The following is an 18,259-nucleotide window of genomic DNA, read 5'->3' as shown; positions in this document are numbered from 1 at the left end:
CATTGTGTGCTCAATCACGCGATACAGCCTCCGTTTTCGGCAAATGGGTCACCGTGATGGCCAGCAGTACCGCGAATCCGATGGCCACCGCCGCCATGCCGGCAGTGCCGATGCCGCCGACCACATAGGTGCCGTCCTCCGCCACGGAATCCGCCGCGCCGGCCAGACCGAAGTTGTGGGAGACGGCGGCGCCCACGATCATGCCCAGGACGGTCACGGCGGAGTCGCCGTTGCCCTCGCCGGCCAGAATCAACTGTCGCAGGGGGCAGCCTCCCAGCAGGATGGAACCCCAGCCCGCCAGGGCCATGCCCAGGGCGGACCAGAGGTACTGGCTGTGGGCGATGGGCTGGGACAGTGCGGACAGGCTGTAGGATCCCAGGACCAGATTGCCGATGGTGACCGTGCCCCAGATGGCCAGGAAGCCGGAGAGGAGCTTGAAGTCCCGCAGCATCACAGCGTCCCGTATGCCGCCGGCCATGCACAGCCGGCTCCGCTGGGCCAGCACGCCCACAACCAGACCGGCCGCCAGGGAGATCCCCCAGAAGGCCCGCATGGAGCCGGGGCCCGCCTCAGAGAACTTCAGCAGGGTGGGCACCAACAGCAGCAGCCCCAACAGCGCCATCAGGATCCCAGACAGGACGAACCCCTCGCCCATGCGGACGGGATAGGCCCGGCCCAGGGAGAAACCCTTCTTTAAACATACCACGCCCACCAGGATCCCGGCGATGAAGCCCACCAGCCCGGCAACGGCAGTCAGGTCGCCGCCGCCCAGCCGGATGACCATCCGCAGGGGGCAGCCCAGAAACACCAGAGCACCGATCATCACGAACATCCCCAGCACAAACCGGCAGGCGGGAGAGGCCCCGGCCTTTGCCCGGAACTCCCTGGCAGCCAGAGCTGCCGCCGCGGCCCCCACCACGATGCCGATGATCTCCGGCCGGATGTACTGCACATTGGCGGCGCTGTGGAGCCCCAGGGCGCCGGCGATGTCCCGCAGGAAGCAGGCGATGCAGAAGCCCATGTTCTTGGGGTTGCCGGAGGCGGTAAGGATCAGGGCGGCAATGCCCACGGCCACGCCCGCCGCCAAGATCAATCCGTATTCCCGAAACCAACTCTTTTCTCTCATAAATACACTCCTCACTCTCTTCGGCGCTGGGACGAAAATCGTCACAGGGGCAGCTCATAGAAACCGGCTGTCTCGATCCCGGCCTCCTGCAGCCGGGTCTCCAGGTGCTCCCGCAGCTCCGGCGGCGCGGACCAGGCCATGCCGCAGTCGGATGTGATGCACCGGGGAACGGAGATCAGTTTGCCCTCCAGCCCCAGGCGGCGGCAGAGCTGCTCTGTGGCGATGGCCCCGGCAGTGGTGTGAAACGTCACGATCAGCCGGGGGCTTTTTTCTCGCACGGCCTCCCTCCTCTACTCGTTATTTTTTTAAAAGAATAACATGAAGAAATGGAAAAAGCGAGATCTGTTTCGAGGATAACGGCCCAGTTCCGGCTGGAGCCGCCGAACCTGGAGATTTTTCCTTGAAATAGGGGAGTGGCTTTGCTATACTATACTAGTTATAGTATGTGATCTGGCTGAGAGGCCGAATGAGGTGAGAGTTTGTATCTGCGCGCATTGGAAATCCAGGGGTTTAAGTCCTTTCCAGACAAGACGGTCCTGAATTTCGGCGAGGACATCACCGCCATCGTGGGTCCCAACGGCTCCGGCAAGTCCAACATCTCCGACGCTATCCGGTGGGTGATGGGGGAACAGAGCGTCAAGGGCCTCCGTGGCGCCAAGATGGAGGACGTGATTTTCGGCGGCACGGAGAAGCGCAGCCAGGTGGGCTTTGCCCAGGTGACGCTGGTGCTGGACAACACGGAGCACATCTTCCCCACCATGGAGGAGAGCGAAGTGTCCGTCACCCGCCGCTATTACCGCAGCGGCGAAAGCGAATACTACATCAACCGCCAGTCTGTCCGGCTGAAGGACTTGACGGAGCTGTTCCTGGACACCGGCATGGGCCGGGAGGGCTACTCCATCATCGGCCAGGGCAAGATTGATGAGATCCTCTCCGCCAAGAGCGGGGAGCGGCGGGAGATCTTCGAGGAGGCCGCCGGCATTTCCAAATTCCGCCACCGGAAGGAGGAGGCGGAGCGGAAGCTGGAGCGGACGGAGGAGAATCTGGTCCGCATCAATGACAAGATCGCCGAGCTGGAGCTTCAGGTGGAGCCCCTGCGGGAGCAGGCGGAGAAGGCCAGGAAGTATCTGGTGCTCCGGGATGAGCTGCGCCTTCTGGAGATCTCCGTCTGGCTGGAGAACCTGGACACCCTGAAGGCGGGCGCCCGGAAGCTGGAGGCGGACTTTCACGCCGCAGAGTCCCAGCGGGACGAGGCCCGCGCCGCTCTGGACGCTCTCTATGCCGAGGGGGAGCGGTACAGCGAGCGGATGCGGGAGAAGGACATGGAGGCTGAGCGGGTCCGGACAGAGTCCGCCGTTCTGGAGGAGCAGATCAAGGAGAAGGAGTCCGCCGCCGCCGTGCTGGAGAGCACCGTCACCCACAACCGGGAGAACATCCAGCGGGCGGAGGCGGAGCTGGCAGAGGCGGAGAGCCGCTCCGGCGGCCTTGCGAAGCAGGCGGAGGAGCAGGAAGCCCGGGTGGCGGAGATCGACCGCCGGATCGGGGAGCTGAACGGTGCGCTGGCCGCCCTGCTGGAGACCGCCCAGACCATGGCGGAACAGGCCGGCGGCGCCCAGAACGAGGCGGAGCGCCTGCGGGCACAGGAGGCCCTCGCCATGGCCGCCGCCGCGGACGCGCGGGCGGAACTGGCCGCCGCCGCCGCGGAGAAGAAGCAGATCCAGGAGCGGCGGGAGGCCGCAGAGCGAGACAGGGCCGCCGCGGAGGAGCAGCTTCAGTCCGCCCGGCAGGAGGCGCGGGAGAACCGCCGCGCCCTGGAGGATGCCAGGGACGAGGCGGAGGCCGCCGCCAACATCATCGCCGGCCACAGCCTGCGGATGGAGGAACGGAAGAAGAAGGCCGCTGCCGCCGCGGAGCGGCGGGTCCAGCTGACCATGGACACGGGGGCGCTGGAAAACCGCCGCCGCCTGCTGACAGAGATGGAGAAGGAGTACGAGGGCTTCTCCAAGGCGGTCAAGTTCGTGTGCCGCGCACAGAGCGGCCTGCAGGGCATCCATGGCCCGGTGGCCAATCTGGTGAAGACCGATGGCAGGTACTCCTTGGCCATCGAGATCGCCCTGGGGGCGGGACTGCAGAACATTGTGGTGGACCGGGAGGAGGATGCCAAGGCCGCCATCAGCTACCTGAAGCAGCGGGACGCCGGACGGGCCACGTTCCTGCCCCTCACCGCCATCCGGGGTGACGAGCTCCATGAAAAAGGCGTGGAGAAGGAATTTGGTTTTGTGGGCCTGGGGTCCCGGCTGGTGACATTCGACCCGGCGTACCGGAATATTGTTTACAACCTGCTGGGCCGCACTGTGGTGGTAGAGGACCTGGACTGCGGCATCGCCATGGCCCGGAAGTACCGCAACGCCTTCCGGATCGTGACGCTGGACGGCCAGGTCATTAACCGGGGCGGCTCCATGACCGGCGGCAGCACCAGCCGGTCCGCCGGTGTACTGAGCCGGTCCGCGGAGTTGGAGCAGCTCACCGCCCGGACCGCTGCCATGCAGGCAAAGCTGGCGGAGGCAAAGCAGGCGGAGGAGGATACCGCCCGGGAACTGGCCGCCGCCCAATACGAGCTGGAGACCGCGGAGGCTCAGCGCCGCCACGCAGAGGACGAGGTCCTGCGGCTGGAGGGCATCAGGGGACAATATGATCTCCTGCTGCGCTCCCTGGAGGAGAGCGTGGAGAACCTCGCCGGCGAGCTGGAGAGCTTGGCCGGACGGCTGACGGACAACGACGCCCGGTCTGCCGCCGCCCAGGTGGAGATCAACCGACAGGAATCCGCCGCCGCGGACGCGCGGGCCCAGGCGGAGGCGGCTCTTTCCGGCCAATCGGAGCTGCTGGAGAAATCCGGTGCCCTGGCCGAGGAGATCAGCGGCAGAAAGAGCGATCTGGCTGCCCTGGCGGCCGAGCGGGAGGCCACAGTCCGCAGCGCCGCGGACCTGCGGGCGCTGTGCGCGGATCTCTCTGGTGACCGGGAGCAGAAGGAACAGATGGCGGAGACCTACCGCCGAAACATCGCCGCCGCGGAGGAAGAGATCGCCGGATTGCAGACGGCGCTGGAGGAGCTGGCGGGCCGGGGCGCGGCCTTCCGGCAGCGGCTGGCCGCCATCACAGAGGAGAAGAACGCCCTGGAGGCGGAGCGGACTGCCAAGAACCGGGCGGGCCAGGAGATGAACGAGAACCTGCTGAACCTGGAGCGGGCGGTGGCCAAACTGGACCAGAAGCGGGCCACCTCCGCCATGGAGGAAAAGCAGATCCTGGACCGGCTGTGGGAACACTACGAACTCTCCCACTCCGACGCCCAGGCACAGCGGATCGAGCTGGAGAGCGTGCCCAAGGCCAACCGGCGGATCGGGGAGCTGAAGCGGGACATCACCGCCCTGGGCACCCCAAACATCGGGGCCATCGACGAGTTCCAGCGGGTGAACACCCGCTACACCTACCTGACGGACCAGCGCAACGATGTGGAGAAGGCCAAGGGCGAGCTGCAGAACATCATCGGCGAGATCACTGAGGAGATGACCAAGATTTTCGCCGAGCAGTTCAAGCTGCTGTCCGAGAGCTTCCAGACCACCTTCCAGGAGCTCTTCGGGGGAGGGACGGCCAGATTGGAACTGGAGGACGAGGAGGACATCCTGGGCTGCGGCATCGAGATCAAGGCCCAGCCGCCGGGAAAGACCCTCAAGACCATCTCCCTGCTGTCCGGCGGCGAGAAGGCCTTTGTGGCCATCGCGCTGTATTTCTCCATTCTGAAAGTCCATCCAACGCCCTTCTGCGTGATGGACGAGATCGAGGCGGCCCTGGATGACGCCAACGTCACCCGCTACGCCCGCTATATGCGGACGCTGGCAGGCCGGACTCAGTTCATCGTCATCACCCACCGCCGGGGCACCATGGAGGAGGCCGACGTGCTCTACGGCGTCACCATGCAGGAGCAGGGCGTGAGCAAGATCCTGACCATCAATCTGAATGACATGGCGAAAGAGCTGAAGATCAAATAAGGAGCGGAATCCATGAAGCGCAAGCATAAACAGATACTGATCATCTGGGTGGGCCTGCTGGCAGGCCTCCTTATCTTCCGGGGCGGATGGATGACCTATGCAGGGCTGCTGATTTTCCTTTTGGATCTGGGGCTGGTGTGGTGGCTGCTGCGCTGCCCCCACTGCGGAAAGTCCGTTCGGGAGCTCCGACCGGATAAGACCTGCCCATACTGCGGCAAGAAAGTGGAGTGAACGGCGACCCGGCGCAAGAGGATTTGAAGCGATTGGGAGGACGATCTCATGACACTGCGCAGATGGACGATCCTGAGCGTTATCCTGCTAGTCCCGGGATTTGTTCTGCAGTTCCTCAGCAGGACCGTATTTGTACCGGAGGCGGGCGTGATCGGGGGACTGCTGCTGGCGGCGGGCCTTGCGATCCAGTTGTTCGTGATCCGCTGCCCGGAGTGCGGGGCACATCTGCCGCTTTTTCCCGGCGAATACTGCAAATACTGCGGAAACAGGTTGGACTGGGATAAGCCTCTCCGGCGCTGATTTCCGATTTGGGAGGATACCATGGGCTTTTTTGACAAGCTGAAAAAGATCACCACAAATCTCTTCTCCGGCTTCTCCGAGGCGGACGAGGCCTTTTTCGAGGAGTTGGAGGAGACGCTGATCCTGGCGGACCTGGGCATGGACACGGCGCTGGACGCCGTGGAAAAACTCCGCACGAGGGTCCGGAAGGAGAAGCTCCAGGACCAGGAGGCGGTCAAGGCCGCCCTCCGGGACATTCTGGCGGAGGAGATGGACGTGGGCGGCACGGAGCTGGATCTCTCGACCCGGCCTGCTGTGGTGCTGTTCATCGGCGTCAACGGCGTAGGCAAGACCACGTCCATCGGCAAACTGGGCTATCAGCTGAAAAGCGAGGGCAAGCGGGTCCTCTTCTGCGCGGCGGACACCTTCCGGGCCGCAGCGGCGGACCAACTGCAGATCTGGGCGGAGCGGGCCGGCTGCGAACTTGTGCGCCAGCACGAGGGGGCTGACCCCGGCGCGGTGCTGTTCGACGCCCTGCAGGCTGCCAAGGCAAGAGGGGTGGATGTGGTGCTGTGCGACACTGCCGGCCGCCTCCACAACAAGGCTAACCTGATGGCGGAGCTCGCCAAGCTCTCCAAGATCATCGACCGGGAATGCCCCGGCGCCGCACGGGAGACGCTGCTGGTGCTGGATGCCACCACCGGACAAAACGGCCTGATCCAGGCCCGCCAGTTCAAGGAGGCCGCAGGACTCACCGGCATCGTGCTGACGAAGCTGGATGGCACGGCCAAGGGCGGCATCGTCATCGCCATCGCCAAGGAGCTGGGCGTACCGGTGAAGCTGGCCGGTGTGGGCGAGGGGGTGGACGACCTGAAGGCCTTCGACGCGAAGGAATATGTGGAGGCCATTATTTGAGCGGCAGCAGAGAGACAAGGATCACCATTTGGAATCGGAGAAAACTGATCTCTGTGTCGTCGCAGCAGATGTACTTTCTGATCCGCGGGGCGCTTTCAGATGCCGGGCTCTCCAGCGGCACCAGGACCCGGGGCCTATACGCCGCGGCTGCCCGCCGCAGCAGGGGGCCGCTCCGACTGCTGTACAGGACAGCGTCCTGACCTACACCATCTATGTTCACAGAGATGACTATGACCGTGCGTTCGCGGCGATCCAGTCCTCTCTGCGGGGAAAATGAAAAGGAGCGCATACCATGACCAGACAAGACGGACGGGCATTTGACGAGCTGCGCCCGATCAAAATCACCCCTGATTTCGTAAAATTCGCGGAGGGCAGCTGTCTCATCCAGTGCGGCGACACCATGGTTCTCTGCTGCGCCAGCGTGGAGGACCGGGTGCCGCCCCATGTGCCGGAGGGCACCGGCTGGGTGACGGCGGAGTACTCCATGCTGCCCCGGGCCAACCGGGAGCGCAGCAAGCGGGACATCGCCAAGCTGAAGCTCTCGCCCCGCAGCGCAGAGATCCAGCGGCTGGTGGGCCGTTCCCTCCGGGCCGCCGTGGACCTGGCGAAGCTGGGGGAGCATACCATCACCATCGACTGCGACGTGCTCCAGGGCGACGGCGGAACCCGCACCGCCTCCGTCACCGGCGGCTTTGTGGCGCTGGCTCTGGCCTGCCGGAAGCTGGTGGAGGAGGGCGTGCTGGCCTCCAATCCCATCCGGCATTTCGTCACCGGGGTGTCTGCGGGAATCGTCGGGGAGACCCTTATGCTGGATTTGCAGTACAGCGAGGACAGCCGTGCCCAGGTGGACCTGAACTGTGTGATGAATGAGCTGGGGGAGATCATCGAGCTCCAGGGCACCGGCGAGGGCCGGGCTTTCACGCCCCAGGAGCAACAGGAGCTGGTGCGCTTGTGCGCCAAGGGCAACCGGGAGCTGCTGAAGCTCCAGCGGGAGATTTTGAAGCGATAAAACCACAAATTGAAAGAAGGAGATGGTTTCCGTGGCGCAGGTATTCGAGATGATTATGCTGATCTGCTTCGGCCTGTCCTGGCCCTTCAACATCACAAAGTCCGTGCGCTCCCGTACTGCAAAGGGCAAGAGCCTATGGTTTGAGGTGTGCATCATCGTGGGCTATCTCTGCGGCTTGGCGGGGAAGTTCATCAGTGGAAATGTCACCTATGTGGCGGCTTTTTACATTCTGGATATCACCATGGTCACCATCGACCTGGTGCTGACCATCCGGAACAAGCGTCTGGACCGTGCGGCGGAAAAGGAGGAGACGGTATGAAATTCGTGTTGGCAACCCATAACCCCGGTAAGCTGAAGGAGATGGCGGATATCCTCTCCGGACTGGGGGTGGAAGTGGTGAGCCCCGCAGACGTGGGAATCTCCGTAGACGTGGAGGAGACCGGCACCACCTTTGCGGAAAACGCCATGCTGAAGGCCAAGGCCATCTGCGCGGCCAGCGGGCTGCCCGCCATCGCGGACGACTCCGGTCTCTGTGTGGACGCCCTGAACGGAGGACCCGGCGTGTATTCCGCCCGTTACGGCGGGGAGGAGCTGGACGACCGGGGGCGGTATACCCTGCTGCTGCAGAACATGCGGGGACAGACTACCCGGGCGGCCCACTTCGCCTGCGCCATCGCCTGCGCCTTTCCCGGCGGGGACGAGCTGACGGCGGAGGGCCGGTGCGACGGTGCCATCGCCTTTGCCCCCATGGGGACGGCGGGATTTGGCTACGACCCGGTGTTCCTGGTGCCGGAGAAGGGCAGGACCTTCGGCCAGCTGACGGCAGAGGAGAAGGGCGCCATCTCCCATAGAGGAAAAGCTCTGCGGGCATTTTCGGAGAAACTGGCAACTTATTTGAAAAAATAACCGTCTACCTTTGATGAGGAGGGAACTGCGGTGAAAACGACCGGACGCTGCCCCAAATGCGGCAGCGCGGACCTGCTGGCAGTGGAGCCGGGGCTGTACAATTCTTTTTCCATCGGTTTTTTTGTAAATGCAAAAATTCAGAGGTATGTCTGCCGCAGCTGCGGCTATACAGAAGAGTGGATTGCCCAGGAGTCTATGGAGAAGCTGCGGCAGTCTACCTGGCATGACGAAAAATAAAAAAGACCGGGGCCATTTCCCGGAATAAAGGAGTATACATGGAACTGACAAGCAAACAGCGGGCCCAGCTGCGGGGCCTGGCAAACAGCATCGACACGATCCTCATCGTGGGAAAGGACGGCATCGGCGACAACCTGGTCAAGCAGGCCAACGACGCCCTGGAGGCCCGGGAGCTTATCAAGGGCCGTGTGCTGGACAACAATATCGACTACGACGCCCGCACCGCCGCGGAGGAGCTGGCCAAGGCCACCCGCAGCGAGGTGGTGCAGGTCATCGGCACGAAGTTCGTGCTGTACCGGGAGAGCCACTCCAAGCCCAGGGAGAAGCGCATCCAGCTGGTGAAGCCGGCAAAGAAGCGCCCCCAGTGACCCGGGAAGGCGCCCGATGGAACTGACGTTCCGCACTGCCGGGATCGGGGATCTGGAGCTCTTGACGGAGAGCCGCCTCCGGGCCATCCGGACCTACCGGCACCTTTCGGAGACGGCGGCGCTGCCGCATGGCCTGCCGGATGCGGTCCGGGATTACTACCGCCAGGCCCTGGCGTCCGGCAGCCACATTGCGCTTCTGGCGCTGGCGGGAGAGCGGCTGGCCGCCACCGGCGGCCTGGACCTCCGCCGGGAGATGCCCTCCTATCACAATCCCGCGGGTCTGTCCGGCCATATCATGAACATCTGGACGGATCCTGCCTTCCGAGGCCGGGGGATCGCATGGCGGATGCTGGATCTCCTCACGGCAGCGGCCTGTGAGCGGGGCTGTTTGACGGTTTCTCTCCACACCACCGCCATGGGCCGCCCGCTGTATCAGCGGTATGGCTTCACCGCCACGGATGACGAGATGGAGTTGGAGCTTCCGGCGGAAAAATCTGAACCATAAAGAGGAATCGCGTATGAAGATCGGCGTTTACGGCGGGACGTTCAACCCGCCCCACCTGGGCCATGTGACCGCGGCCCGGGCGGTATTCGAGCTGCTGAAGCTGGACCTGCTGCTGCTGGTCCCGGACCGGGAGCCGCCCCACAAGGCGCTGCCAGCGGGCAGCCCCACTCCGGAACAGCGGCTTGAGATGACCCGCCTGGCGGGGGAGCAGCTGGGCCTGGGGGACCGGGTCCAGGTACTGGATCTGGAGCTGAAGCGGACGGGGCGGAGCTATACCTCCGACACCCTGGCCCAGCTGAAGGAGCGGTACCCGGAGGACGAGCTGTGGCTGCTGATGGGCACGGACATGTTCCTCACCATCCAGATCTGGCACGAAGCGGAGAAGATTCTGTCCCTGGCGGGGATCGCCACCTTCGGCCGAACGGAGGCGGACACGGAGGAGCTGTTCTCCGTTCAGCGGGACTATCTGTACCGGACATATCCCCAGGCCCGGATCTTCACCCTCACCATCCCCGGCGTGGTGGATGTGTCCTCCACAGACCTGCGAACCATGCTGGCGAAGGGAGAGGGCGTGAATCTCCTGCCTCCGGCGGTGTACGGCTATATCCTGCGGGAGGGACTGTACGGCACCCGGGCGGATTTGAAGCGCCTGCCCCTGCGGGAGCTGCGGCCGATAGCTCTGAGTTATTTGAAAAACAAGCGCATCCCCCACGTGCTGGGCACGGAGCAGGAGGCCATCCGTCTGGCGGAGCGGTACGGCGCCGATGTGGAGAAGGCCCGGGTAGCGGCACTGCTGCACGACTGCACAAAAAAGCTGAACATGGAGGAGCAGCTGGAACTGTGCGGCCGGTACGGCATCCAGCTGGACGAGCTGGAGCAGAAGGCCCTGAAGCTTCTCCACGCCAAGACCGGCGCGGCCATCGCCCGGGACGTGTTCGGTGTGGACGATGAAATCTACAACGCCATCTGGTGGCACACCACGGGCCATGCCCACATGACCCTGCTGGAAAAAGTGATCTATCTGGCGGATTATATCGAGCCCTCCCGGAATTTTCCGGGGGTAGACAAACTCCGCGCTGTGTGTTATAAAGACCTGGACGAGGGCCTGCTGATGGGCCTGGAGATGACCATCGAAGAGATGACCGAAATGGGAAACCCTGTGCACCACGCCACCATTGAGGCGCGGGACGCATTGAAAGGATAGAGAGATAGTGGATAGAGAAAACGGAAAGCATCCGGCGGGCGGGACGCCGAAAAAGAGCAGACCCAAGAAGCCGAAGAAACCGAGCCGCCTGACGCGGCAGCAGAAGCTGCTGATCGCGGTAGCCGTGGTACTGGCCATCGTGCTGATCGCGGTGGTGGCCTGCCAGAGCCTGTTCGTTCGCCCGGATCTGCCGGACAAGAACGCGGATGCGGACAGCGAGACCCAGGAAGAGGAGATCGACTGGGGCGAAGGGACCCGACCCCGCAGCGACGGGGAACGGAAGAGTCAGGACTATTACACGGTCCTGATCCTGGGCCGGGACACGGGGGGCGGCGGCAACACGGACACGATGCTGCTGGCCAGCTACGACGTGACCAACCAGAAGGCCACGGTGATGTCCATTCCCCGGGATACCATGGTGAATGTCTCCTGGGATATCAAGCGCATCAACTCCGTGTATAACTACTATGGCGGCGGAGACCGGGGGATCCAGTATCTCTACAAGGAAATCGCCCAGCTGGTAGGCTTTGAGCCGGACTATCAGGTGGTTGTGGAGTGGGACGCCGTGGGCCAGATCGTGGACGCCATGGGCGGCGTCTGGTTCGACGTGCCACGGAACATGAACTACGACGATCCTTATCAGGACCTTCACATCCACCAGGAGAAGGGCTACCGCCTGCTCACGGGGGACGACGCCATGCAGGTGCTCCGCTACCGCCACGACAACGACATGCGCTACGGCTATCCGGACGGCGATCTGGGCCGCATCAAGACCCAGCAGGCGTTTCTGACCGCCATGGTGGACCAGCTGCTGCAGATCAAGAACGTCACAAAGATCAACCAGTTCATCCAGGTGTTCCAGAACAATGTGGAGACAGACCTGAGCTTCCAGAATATCCTATGGTTTGCCCAGCAGGCGATTCTGGGTGGGCTGAGCATGGAGAACGTGGAGTTTGTCACCATGCCCAACCGGACCGCATCCTGCTGGAGCCGCACCTATCACAACTATCAATCCTACGTGGTGCCCAGCGCGGATGAGCTGCTGGAGCTGGTGAACACCAAGCTGAGTCCTTATACGGAGGTATTCACCCTCAGCGACTTGGACATTATGTCCGTCAACTCTGACGGCAGCATCAGCTCGTCCACCGGCCATGTGGAAGACAGCCGGGCGGCCCGGCCGCCGGTGAAGCCTACCACGCCCAGCAAGCCGGAGGAGGAGACGCCCACGGTGGATGAGAACGGTAATCCCATCGATCCGGACACCGGCCTGCCGGTGACGCCGGATGGCGGAACCACGGACCCGGGGACGGGCGGGACCACAGACCCGGGCTCTGGCACGACGGATCCCGGAACAGGGACAACGCCCGACGGCGGGACAGATCCCGGCACCGGCGGCGGGACCACAGGACCTGACACCGGAGAAGGAACCACCGGCACCGGCACCGACGGGACCACCGATCCGGGTACGGGCACAAGCGGGACTCCGGACGGCGGCACGCCTGACGCAGGCGGAGGAACGACCGATTCGGGCACTGGAGACAGCCAGGCCTCCGGCACCGGAGATGGAGGCGGCGATGCTGCCGCAGAAGAGGCTCCGGATGACGGCTTTATCATCGTGAGCTGAACGACGGAAAAGGGGTGGCACCATGGCGGACCAGATGGATGGAAAAGGACGTCCCCCAAAGAGACGGTCCGGACTGACCAGGGGGCAGAAGGGGCTGATCGCCGCAGCCGCAGTTCTGGCTGTGGCCCTGGCGGGGGTCCTGGCCTGGCAGAGCCTGTTCGTCCGGCCGGACCTCAACACCGGCAAGACAGAGCCCCAGGAGACGGAAGAACCCACCGATCCGGTGGAGGAGATCGACTGGGGCGAGGGGACCCGCCCCCGCAGCGACGGGGAGCGGAAGAGTCAGGACTACTACACAGTTCTGATCCTGGGCCGGGACACGGGGGGCGGCGGCAATACGGACACGATGCTGCTGGCCAGCTACGACGTGACCAACCAGAAGGCCACGGTGATGTCCATTCCCCGGGACACTATGGTGAATGTCTCCTGGGATATCAAGAAGATCAACTCTGTTTACAACTGGTACGGCGGTGGAGACCGGGGCATCCAGTATCTCTACAAGGAGATCGCCCAACTGGTGGGCTTTGAGCCGGACTATCAGGTGATTGTGGAGTGGGAGGCCGTGGGCCAGATCGTGGACGCTATGGGCGGCGTCTGGTTCGATGTGCCCCGGGACATGTATTACAGTGACCCCCTGCAAAACCTCTATATCAACCAGAAAGCGGGCTACCGCCTGCTCACGGGGGACGACGCCATGCAGGTACTGCGGTTCCGGGACGGAGCCAACGGCTACAAGGACGGCGATCTGGGCCGCATCAAGACGCAGCAGGCATTTTTGACCGCCATGGTGGAGCAGCTGCTGAAGATCGAGAACATCGCCAAGATCAACGCATTTGCCGAGGTGTTTCGGGAGAACGTGGAGACGGATCTGACCCTCCAGAATATTTTGTGGTTTGCCAAAGCGGCCTTCACCGGTGGCCTGAAGCCGGAGAACGTGGAGTTCGTCACCATGCCGAACACGCCCGCCTACGCATACAGCTCCACCACCAGCAAGCTCAACGGCCGGTATTCCGAACAGTCCTATGTAACGCCCAACACCAGCCAGCTGCTGGAGCTGGTGAACACCAAATTGAGCCCCTACGCCGAGGTATTTACCCGCAGCGATCTGGATATGATGACCGTGAACAGCGACGGCTCCGTCAGCTCCTCCACCGGTCATGTGGAAGACAGCAACGCCACCCATCCCCGGTCCTACTGGCAGGCCCAGTGGACGCCCCAGGAGCCGGAGGAGGAGACGCCCCCGGAGGGGGAAAGCGGCACAGGGACCGACCCTGATGCCGGAGCGCCGGAGACCGGCGGGGCGACCGGGACGCCCGGCGGTGGAGAGACCACGGATCCCGGCGGAGCCACGGAGCCCGGTACGGGGAGCATCGATCCGGACACGGGAGACCTGATCGACCCGGAGACCGGCGGCATCATCGATCCCGGCACCGGGCAGATCCTGGACCCCGGTACAGGACAGGTGATCGGCCAGCTCCCGGGCGGCAGCGGAGACCCGGCGGCAGGTGAGAGCGGCGGAACCGCCCCGGAGTCGCCGGATTCCCAGCCGTCTGATGGTGAGACGGCGCCTCCTGTAGACCCCGGTATGTCCGACGGCGGAACCGCGGCCCCGGATGACGGGTTTATTATTGTAACCTGAGCGGCAGGTGTGCCGCAGATTCAAACGATCAGAAAGGATGAGTCCATGACACCCAAAGAGATGGCCCTGACTGCGGCCAAAGCCCTGGACGAGAAAAAGGGCGGCGACATCGCCGCCATCGAGATCACGGAGCAGACCACCCTGGCGGACTATTTCGTCATTGCCACCGGCAATTCCAACACCCAGATCAACGCCCTGTGCGGCGCAGTGGAGAAGGCCATGAAGGAGCAGGCGGGGGAGGATCCTCTCCGCCGGGAGGGCTACCGGGACGGCACCTGGGTCCTGCTGGACTACGGCTGTGTGGTGGTCCACGTGTTCTCCGCCGAGGCCCGGGAGTTCTATTCGCTGGAGCGGCTTTGGCACGACGGCAAGCCGGTGGATCTCTCCGGTGTGCTGACGGAGAATTGATCGCCCTTCGCGCCAAGTGGCGTGTCCAAGCGTTTTGCCGCAGGCAAAAATATGAAATGGGCAGGCTCTGCCTGCCCATTTGAGTCCAATGTGGTGCCACGCAAAACGAAGATTTTGTGGGGCGCCGTGTCCGGTGAAAAGGGGAAACATCAGCTCCGACGGCGCTGACCGCCGGAGCTTTTTTCTGCTTATCAACCCAGAGTTGCGCGATAGCTGGTGGACGCAACCGCCCGCCCCGGGTATGCTGAGACCACCAAAACAAAAGGAGGCAACTGCAATGGCATTCAGTTCCATTATCATGCTCCCGCTGCTGCTCCTGTTTCTGGCCATCTGGGCAGGGCTCATTTATCTGCTGATCCTGCTGATCCGGGCTTTGCGGAAGTACCTGCGGGGCGGGGAGGCCCGCCGGGAAAAAGCGGAGACCCGCCGCACCCTGGGGGAGGTCCTCAAGGCCCACCGGATGCGCTGCCAGATGACCCAGGAGTTCGTGGCGGAGGCCCTGGGGGTCAGCCGGCAGGCGGTCAGCAAATGGGAGACCGGCACGGCGGACCCCAGCACCTCCAACCTGCTGGCCCTGGCGAAGCTCTTCGGTGTGCCGGCGGAAGAACTGCTGCACCAGGCGACCGGCGGGGGAGTATGAAACAATCGGAATCAAGGGGCAGCGATATAAATCAGGGGGCGAAAAGCCTTCCCTGCGAAGTGTGAGGGCGCATTGGGCGCGCCTGTATGAAAATGGGCCTGCTTCCTGTGAGGCAGGTCCATGCATCAAGCACTTCGGTTTTAACAAGTCCGGCTGCCTCTGCGCCCAGCTTTTCTCCAATATCCATCTGTTCACACGTTCGGTTCTATAAAATGGGCAGCAGATTGGTCCCAATATTTTTTGTAAACCCGATCTGTATTCCCATCAAGATTCAGTTGGTACATCCGAAATGTAACCAGAAAATTCTTGGGCTGCCACTGTTCTTCGTAAGAATATTGGTACTTCATTCCAACGTTCCGCATAACGCCGCCGCTTCTTGGGTTGTTTCGGTCATGCGTTGCTGTGATATAAGGCAGGCCGTCCTTTTTCACTTGGGCGATCACCGCTTTGCCCGCTTCTGTGACAAGTCCCTGATGCCAGAATTCCCTGCGAAGCCCATATCCGAAATCGTGATGTTCCTCCATATCCACTTTTATGTAGCCGATGGGATGATCGTCCGTTTTCAAGCAGATCGCGTAAGCGTATGCCTGCGGCTGGACATATTTTGAAGCGTATCTTTCTTCATAGAATTTCTTGGCTTCTTCTATGCTGTCTATCGGATACCAGGGCAGGAATTGATTGACGTCCTTGTCATGGAGAATCAGAAACAGCCATTCCAGATCGCGCTCTGTGAATTTCCTCAAGATCAAACGCCCGGTTTCCAATGTGGGCGTGTTTATCAGGGTGCCCTTCACGGTTTCGCCTCCCCCCAAATTGCCAGAGTTTTTTCTGCTGCCATACGTTGGATTTTCCCCATTATACAGAGCAGGACGGGCAAAAACAAGATGTCGACTGGATTGTACAGCGCTTTTCCCGCTTACCTCTTGACAAAACGCGCAAAGCCACATAAAATAGACCCGTTAACGACATTGATGGGAAGAAAGGCGAAATGTCCCGCCTTCAGAGAGCCGGCGGCTGCTGCGAGCCGGTGGGGGACCTTCGCGGATGACTGTTCCCGGAGTCTCCCGCCTGAACGGACATAGTAGGGTGGGACGGCAGGCCCCGTTACTGGCCGAGGCCCTCCGGGCCGTTGAGCGCCATCCGGCAACGGCTGGCGAAACCAGGGTGGTACCGCGTAGCTTTTACGCCCCTGACCGTAAGGTCGGGGGCGCTTTTACAGCTTGAAGAGGGGATTGACATCTCCTTGCCCGCAGGGGGCACACCGCATCCGTCAGGCGGCAGAGCCGCCAATGGCTGCGCAGCAGAGTGCCTTCACCAGCGGCATCAGTCACTGGCGACGCCACCCAAGGCGGTTGGGTCAAAGTATTTTTGCCACGTACAGAAGGTGAATTGCCCCGTAGAAGCAAGAGAGGCCGCCCGGGGGCGCGCCGCGGCAAAAATAAATCGAACAGAGAAATCCATTCACAGGAATGAGGAGAAGGATATGAAATACGATTTTGCCAGCATTGAGAAAAAGTGGCAGCAGAAGTGGCTGGAGGAGAAGCCCTTCACCGCCGTCACCGGGGACAAGACTCGGGAGAAGTTCTTCGGCCTGATCGAGTTCCCCTATCCCTCCGGCCAGGGGCTCCACGTGGGCCACGCCCGGCCCTTCACCGCCATGGACATCATCTGCCGGAAGAAGCGGATGCAGGGCTACAACGTCCTGTTCCCCATCGGCTATGACGCCTTCGGCCTGCCCACAGAGAACTACGCCGTTCAGCACCACATCCACCCCGCCAAGGTGACCCACGACAACATCGAGAACTTCCGCAAGCAGCTCCACATGCTGGGCTACTCCTTCGACTGGGACCGGGAGGTGAACACCACCGACCCCAGCTACTACAAGTGGACCCAGTGGATCTTCCTGCAGATGTTCAAGAAGGGGCTGGCCTACAAGGCCTCCATGCCCGTCAACTGGTGCACCAGCTGCAAGATCGTCCTGGCCAATGAGGAGGTCGTGGACGGTGTGTGCGAACGCTGCGGCGGCCAGGTCATCCGCAAGGAGAAGAGCCAGTGGATGCTGGCCATCACCAAGTACGCCGACCGGCTCATCGACGACCTGGACGACCTGGACTTCATCGAGCGGGTGAAGATCCAGCAGAAGAATTGGATCGGCCGGTCCGAGGGCACGGAGGTGGACTTCACCGCCACCAACGGCGACAAGCTGACGGTCTACACTACCCGGTGCGACACGCTGTTCGGCGTGACCTATATGGTCATCTCCCCGGAGCATCCCTATCTCCAGCAGTGGAAGGACCAGATCCAGAACTGGGATGCTGTGGCCGCCTATATCGAGGAGGCCGCCCGCAAGTCCGACTTTGAGCGGGGCGAGCTGAACAAGGAGAAGACCGGCGTCCGGCTGGAGGGCATCGAGGCCGTCAACCCCGCCAGCGGCAAGCACGTGCCCCTGTTCGTCTCCGACTACGTGCTGATGGGCTACGGCACCGGCATCGTCATGGGCGTGCCGGGCCACGACCAGCGTGACTGGGAGTTCGCCACCAAGTTCGGCCTGCCTATCGTGGAGGTGGTCCAGGGCGGAGACATCACCAAGGAGGCCTTCACCCTGAAGGACGACACCGGCATCATGGTGAACTCCGGCTTCCTGGACGGCCTCACCGTGAAAGAGGCAATTCCCACCATGAAGAAGTGGGTGACGGAGCAGGGCATCGGCCGTCCCAAGACCAACTTCAAGCTCCGGGACTGGGTGTTCAGCCGCCAGCGTTATTGGGGCGAGCCCATCCCCCTGGTGAACTGCCCCAAGTGCGGCTGGGTCCCCCTGCCGGAGGAGCAGCTGCCCCTGCTGCTGCCGGAGGTGGACTCCTATGAGGTCACCGACACCGGCGAGAGCCCCCTCAGCAAGATGACTGACTGGGTGAACACCACCTGCCCCAAGTGCGGCGGCCCCGCCCAGCGGGAGACCGACACCATGCCCCAGTGGGCTGGCTCCAGCTGGTACTTCCTGCGGTATATGGATCCCCACAACGACAAGGCATTCGCCTCCAAGGAGGCCTTGGACTACTGGTCTCCCGTGGACTGGTACAACGGCGGCATGGAGCACACCACCCTGCATCTGCTGTACAGCC

General features: G+C 62.7%; 19 protein-coding genes and 1 other annotated feature. Of the genes, 16 read left to right on the top strand and 3 right to left on the bottom strand.

All coding sequences use genetic code 11. The annotated features are described in order from the left end of the window. Positions 1-10: 10 nt before the first annotated feature. Complete coding sequence (gene yedE / locus QVE23_RS01640; protein WP_036629706.1) at positions 11-1,126, bottom strand: YedE family putative selenium transporter; 1,116 nt, start codon at positions 1,124-1,126, stop codon at positions 11-13. 41 nt (positions 1,127-1,167) lie between these two features. Next, the gene (locus tag QVE23_RS01635; RefSeq protein WP_021748201.1) at positions 1,168-1,404 is read right to left on the bottom strand and encodes a putative Se/S carrier protein; all 237 of its coding nucleotides are present in this window, start codon (positions 1,402-1,404) and stop codon (positions 1,168-1,170) included. A 201-nt stretch (positions 1,405-1,605) separates the two neighbouring features. Between QVE23_RS01635 and smc the strand changes: the two genes are divergently transcribed. From smc to QVE23_RS01560, 15 genes are all read left to right on the top strand, one after another. Beyond that, complete coding sequence (gene smc / locus QVE23_RS01630; protein ID WP_287967476.1) at positions 1,606-5,172, top strand: chromosome segregation protein SMC; 3,567 nt, start codon at positions 1,606-1,608, stop codon at positions 5,170-5,172. A gap of 12 nt (positions 5,173-5,184) precedes the next feature. Next, positions 5,185-5,403, top strand: a complete 219-nt coding sequence (locus tag QVE23_RS01625) for a zinc ribbon domain-containing protein (protein WP_025545177.1) — start codon at positions 5,185-5,187, stop codon at positions 5,401-5,403. Positions 5,404-5,451: 48 nt separating this feature from the next. Beyond that, positions 5,452-5,703 carry a hypothetical protein gene (locus tag QVE23_RS01620; RefSeq protein ID WP_021750964.1) on the top strand — a complete coding sequence of 84 codons (252 nt, stop codon included), beginning with the start codon at positions 5,452-5,454 and terminating at the stop codon, positions 5,701-5,703. Positions 5,704-5,724: 21 nt separating this feature from the next. Continuing rightward, positions 5,725-6,597 carry a signal recognition particle-docking protein FtsY gene (gene ftsY, locus QVE23_RS01615; protein WP_025545178.1) on the top strand — a complete coding sequence of 291 codons (873 nt, stop codon included), beginning with the start codon at positions 5,725-5,727 and terminating at the stop codon, positions 6,595-6,597. A gap of 292 nt (positions 6,598-6,889) precedes the next feature. Then, the gene (rph, locus tag QVE23_RS01610) at positions 6,890-7,606 is read left to right on the top strand and encodes a ribonuclease PH (protein WP_025545180.1); all 717 of its coding nucleotides are present in this window, start codon (positions 6,890-6,892) and stop codon (positions 7,604-7,606) included. Positions 7,607-7,637: 31 nt separating this feature from the next. Further along, positions 7,638-7,925: a hypothetical protein gene (locus QVE23_RS01605; protein WP_273481892.1), complete on the top strand. Its 288-nt coding sequence runs from the start codon at positions 7,638-7,640 to the stop codon at positions 7,923-7,925. Next, positions 7,922-8,512: an XTP/dITP diphosphatase gene (locus QVE23_RS01600; protein ID WP_273481893.1), complete on the top strand. Its 591-nt coding sequence runs from the start codon at positions 7,922-7,924 to the stop codon at positions 8,510-8,512. Before QVE23_RS01605 ends, QVE23_RS01600 begins: the two co-directional genes overlap by 4 nt. A 30-nt stretch (positions 8,513-8,542) precedes the next feature. Further along, positions 8,543-8,749 (top strand): hypothetical protein, encoded by a 207-nt coding sequence (locus tag QVE23_RS01595; protein ID WP_287553624.1) that lies wholly within the window; start codon positions 8,543-8,545, stop codon positions 8,747-8,749. 38 nt (positions 8,750-8,787) lie between these two features. Beyond that, on the top strand, positions 8,788-9,117 hold the full coding sequence (gene yhbY / locus QVE23_RS01590; RefSeq protein WP_287967474.1) for a ribosome assembly RNA-binding protein YhbY: 330 nt from the start codon (positions 8,788-8,790) through the stop codon (positions 9,115-9,117). Positions 9,118-9,133: 16 nt separating this feature from the next. Beyond that, positions 9,134-9,622 carry a GNAT family N-acetyltransferase gene (locus QVE23_RS01585; RefSeq protein WP_119311325.1) on the top strand — a complete coding sequence of 163 codons (489 nt, stop codon included), beginning with the start codon at positions 9,134-9,136 and terminating at the stop codon, positions 9,620-9,622. 13 nt (positions 9,623-9,635) lie between these two features. After that, positions 9,636-10,826 carry a bis(5'-nucleosyl)-tetraphosphatase (symmetrical) YqeK gene (gene yqeK / locus QVE23_RS01580; RefSeq protein ID WP_287967473.1) on the top strand — a complete coding sequence of 397 codons (1,191 nt, stop codon included), beginning with the start codon at positions 9,636-9,638 and terminating at the stop codon, positions 10,824-10,826. Between the two features lie 7 nt (positions 10,827-10,833). Continuing rightward, the gene (locus QVE23_RS01575) at positions 10,834-12,450 is read left to right on the top strand and encodes an LCP family protein (protein WP_287967472.1); all 1,617 of its coding nucleotides are present in this window, start codon (positions 10,834-10,836) and stop codon (positions 12,448-12,450) included. Between the two features lie 22 nt (positions 12,451-12,472). Then, positions 12,473-14,089: an LCP family protein gene (locus QVE23_RS01570; protein ID WP_287967471.1), complete on the top strand. Its 1,617-nt coding sequence runs from the start codon at positions 12,473-12,475 to the stop codon at positions 14,087-14,089. A 45-nt stretch (positions 14,090-14,134) separates the two neighbouring features. Then, positions 14,135-14,497 carry a ribosome silencing factor gene (gene rsfS / locus QVE23_RS01565; protein WP_025544856.1) on the top strand — a complete coding sequence of 121 codons (363 nt, stop codon included), beginning with the start codon at positions 14,135-14,137 and terminating at the stop codon, positions 14,495-14,497. Positions 14,498-14,774: 277 nt separating this feature from the next. Next, the gene (locus tag QVE23_RS01560) at positions 14,775-15,137 is read left to right on the top strand and encodes a helix-turn-helix transcriptional regulator (protein ID WP_025544857.1); all 363 of its coding nucleotides are present in this window, start codon (positions 14,775-14,777) and stop codon (positions 15,135-15,137) included. A 191-nt stretch (positions 15,138-15,328) separates the two neighbouring features. On the opposite strand, the gene QVE23_RS01555 is transcribed toward QVE23_RS01560, so the two are convergent. Next, positions 15,329-15,916 (bottom strand): GNAT family N-acetyltransferase, encoded by a 588-nt coding sequence (locus QVE23_RS01555; protein WP_025544858.1) that lies wholly within the window; start codon positions 15,914-15,916, stop codon positions 15,329-15,331. A 180-nt stretch (positions 15,917-16,096) separates the two neighbouring features. Further along, positions 16,097-16,331: a binding site (T-box leader), on the top strand. 289 nt (positions 16,332-16,620) lie between these two features. Here QVE23_RS01555 and leuS point away from each other — a divergent pair. Then, positions 16,621-18,259 (top strand): leucine--tRNA ligase (leuS, locus tag QVE23_RS01550; protein ID WP_287967469.1); only part of this gene is annotated, 1,639 nt, incomplete at its 3' end.

It is taken from the genome of Oscillibacter sp. KLE 1728, assembly GCF_934833455.1.
In the GTDB taxonomy this organism is placed as follows: Bacteria; Bacillota; Clostridia; order Oscillospirales; family Oscillospiraceae; genus Oscillibacter; species Oscillibacter welbionis.
The sequence above is the reverse complement of the archived record's forward strand: the minus strand, read 5'-3'. Positions and strand labels throughout refer to the sequence as shown.

Bases quoted from the DNA above. Each gene is read 5' to 3' on its own strand.
- yedE (WP_036629706.1), bottom strand. From the start codon at position 1,126: ATGAGAGAAAAGAGTTGGTTTCGGGAATACGGATTGATCTTGGCGGCG.
- QVE23_RS01625 (WP_025545177.1), top strand. From the start codon at position 5,185: ATGAAGCGCAAGCATAAACAGATACTGATCATCTGGGTGGGCCTGCTG.
- QVE23_RS01620 (WP_021750964.1), top strand. From the start codon at position 5,452: ATGACACTGCGCAGATGGACGATCCTGAGCGTTATCCTGCTAGTCCCG.
- ftsY (WP_025545178.1), top strand. From the start codon at position 5,725: ATGGGCTTTTTTGACAAGCTGAAAAAGATCACCACAAATCTCTTCTCC.
- rph (WP_025545180.1), top strand. From the start codon at position 6,890: ATGACCAGACAAGACGGACGGGCATTTGACGAGCTGCGCCCGATCAAA.
- QVE23_RS01600 (WP_273481893.1), top strand. From the start codon at position 7,922: ATGAAATTCGTGTTGGCAACCCATAACCCCGGTAAGCTGAAGGAGATG.
- yhbY (WP_287967474.1), top strand. From the start codon at position 8,788: ATGGAACTGACAAGCAAACAGCGGGCCCAGCTGCGGGGCCTGGCAAAC.
- QVE23_RS01585 (WP_119311325.1), top strand. From the start codon at position 9,134: ATGGAACTGACGTTCCGCACTGCCGGGATCGGGGATCTGGAGCTCTTG.
- yqeK (WP_287967473.1), top strand. From the start codon at position 9,636: ATGAAGATCGGCGTTTACGGCGGGACGTTCAACCCGCCCCACCTGGGC.
- QVE23_RS01570 (WP_287967471.1), top strand. From the start codon at position 12,473: ATGGCGGACCAGATGGATGGAAAAGGACGTCCCCCAAAGAGACGGTCC.
- rsfS (WP_025544856.1), top strand. From the start codon at position 14,135: ATGACACCCAAAGAGATGGCCCTGACTGCGGCCAAAGCCCTGGACGAG.
- QVE23_RS01560 (WP_025544857.1), top strand. From the start codon at position 14,775: ATGGCATTCAGTTCCATTATCATGCTCCCGCTGCTGCTCCTGTTTCTG.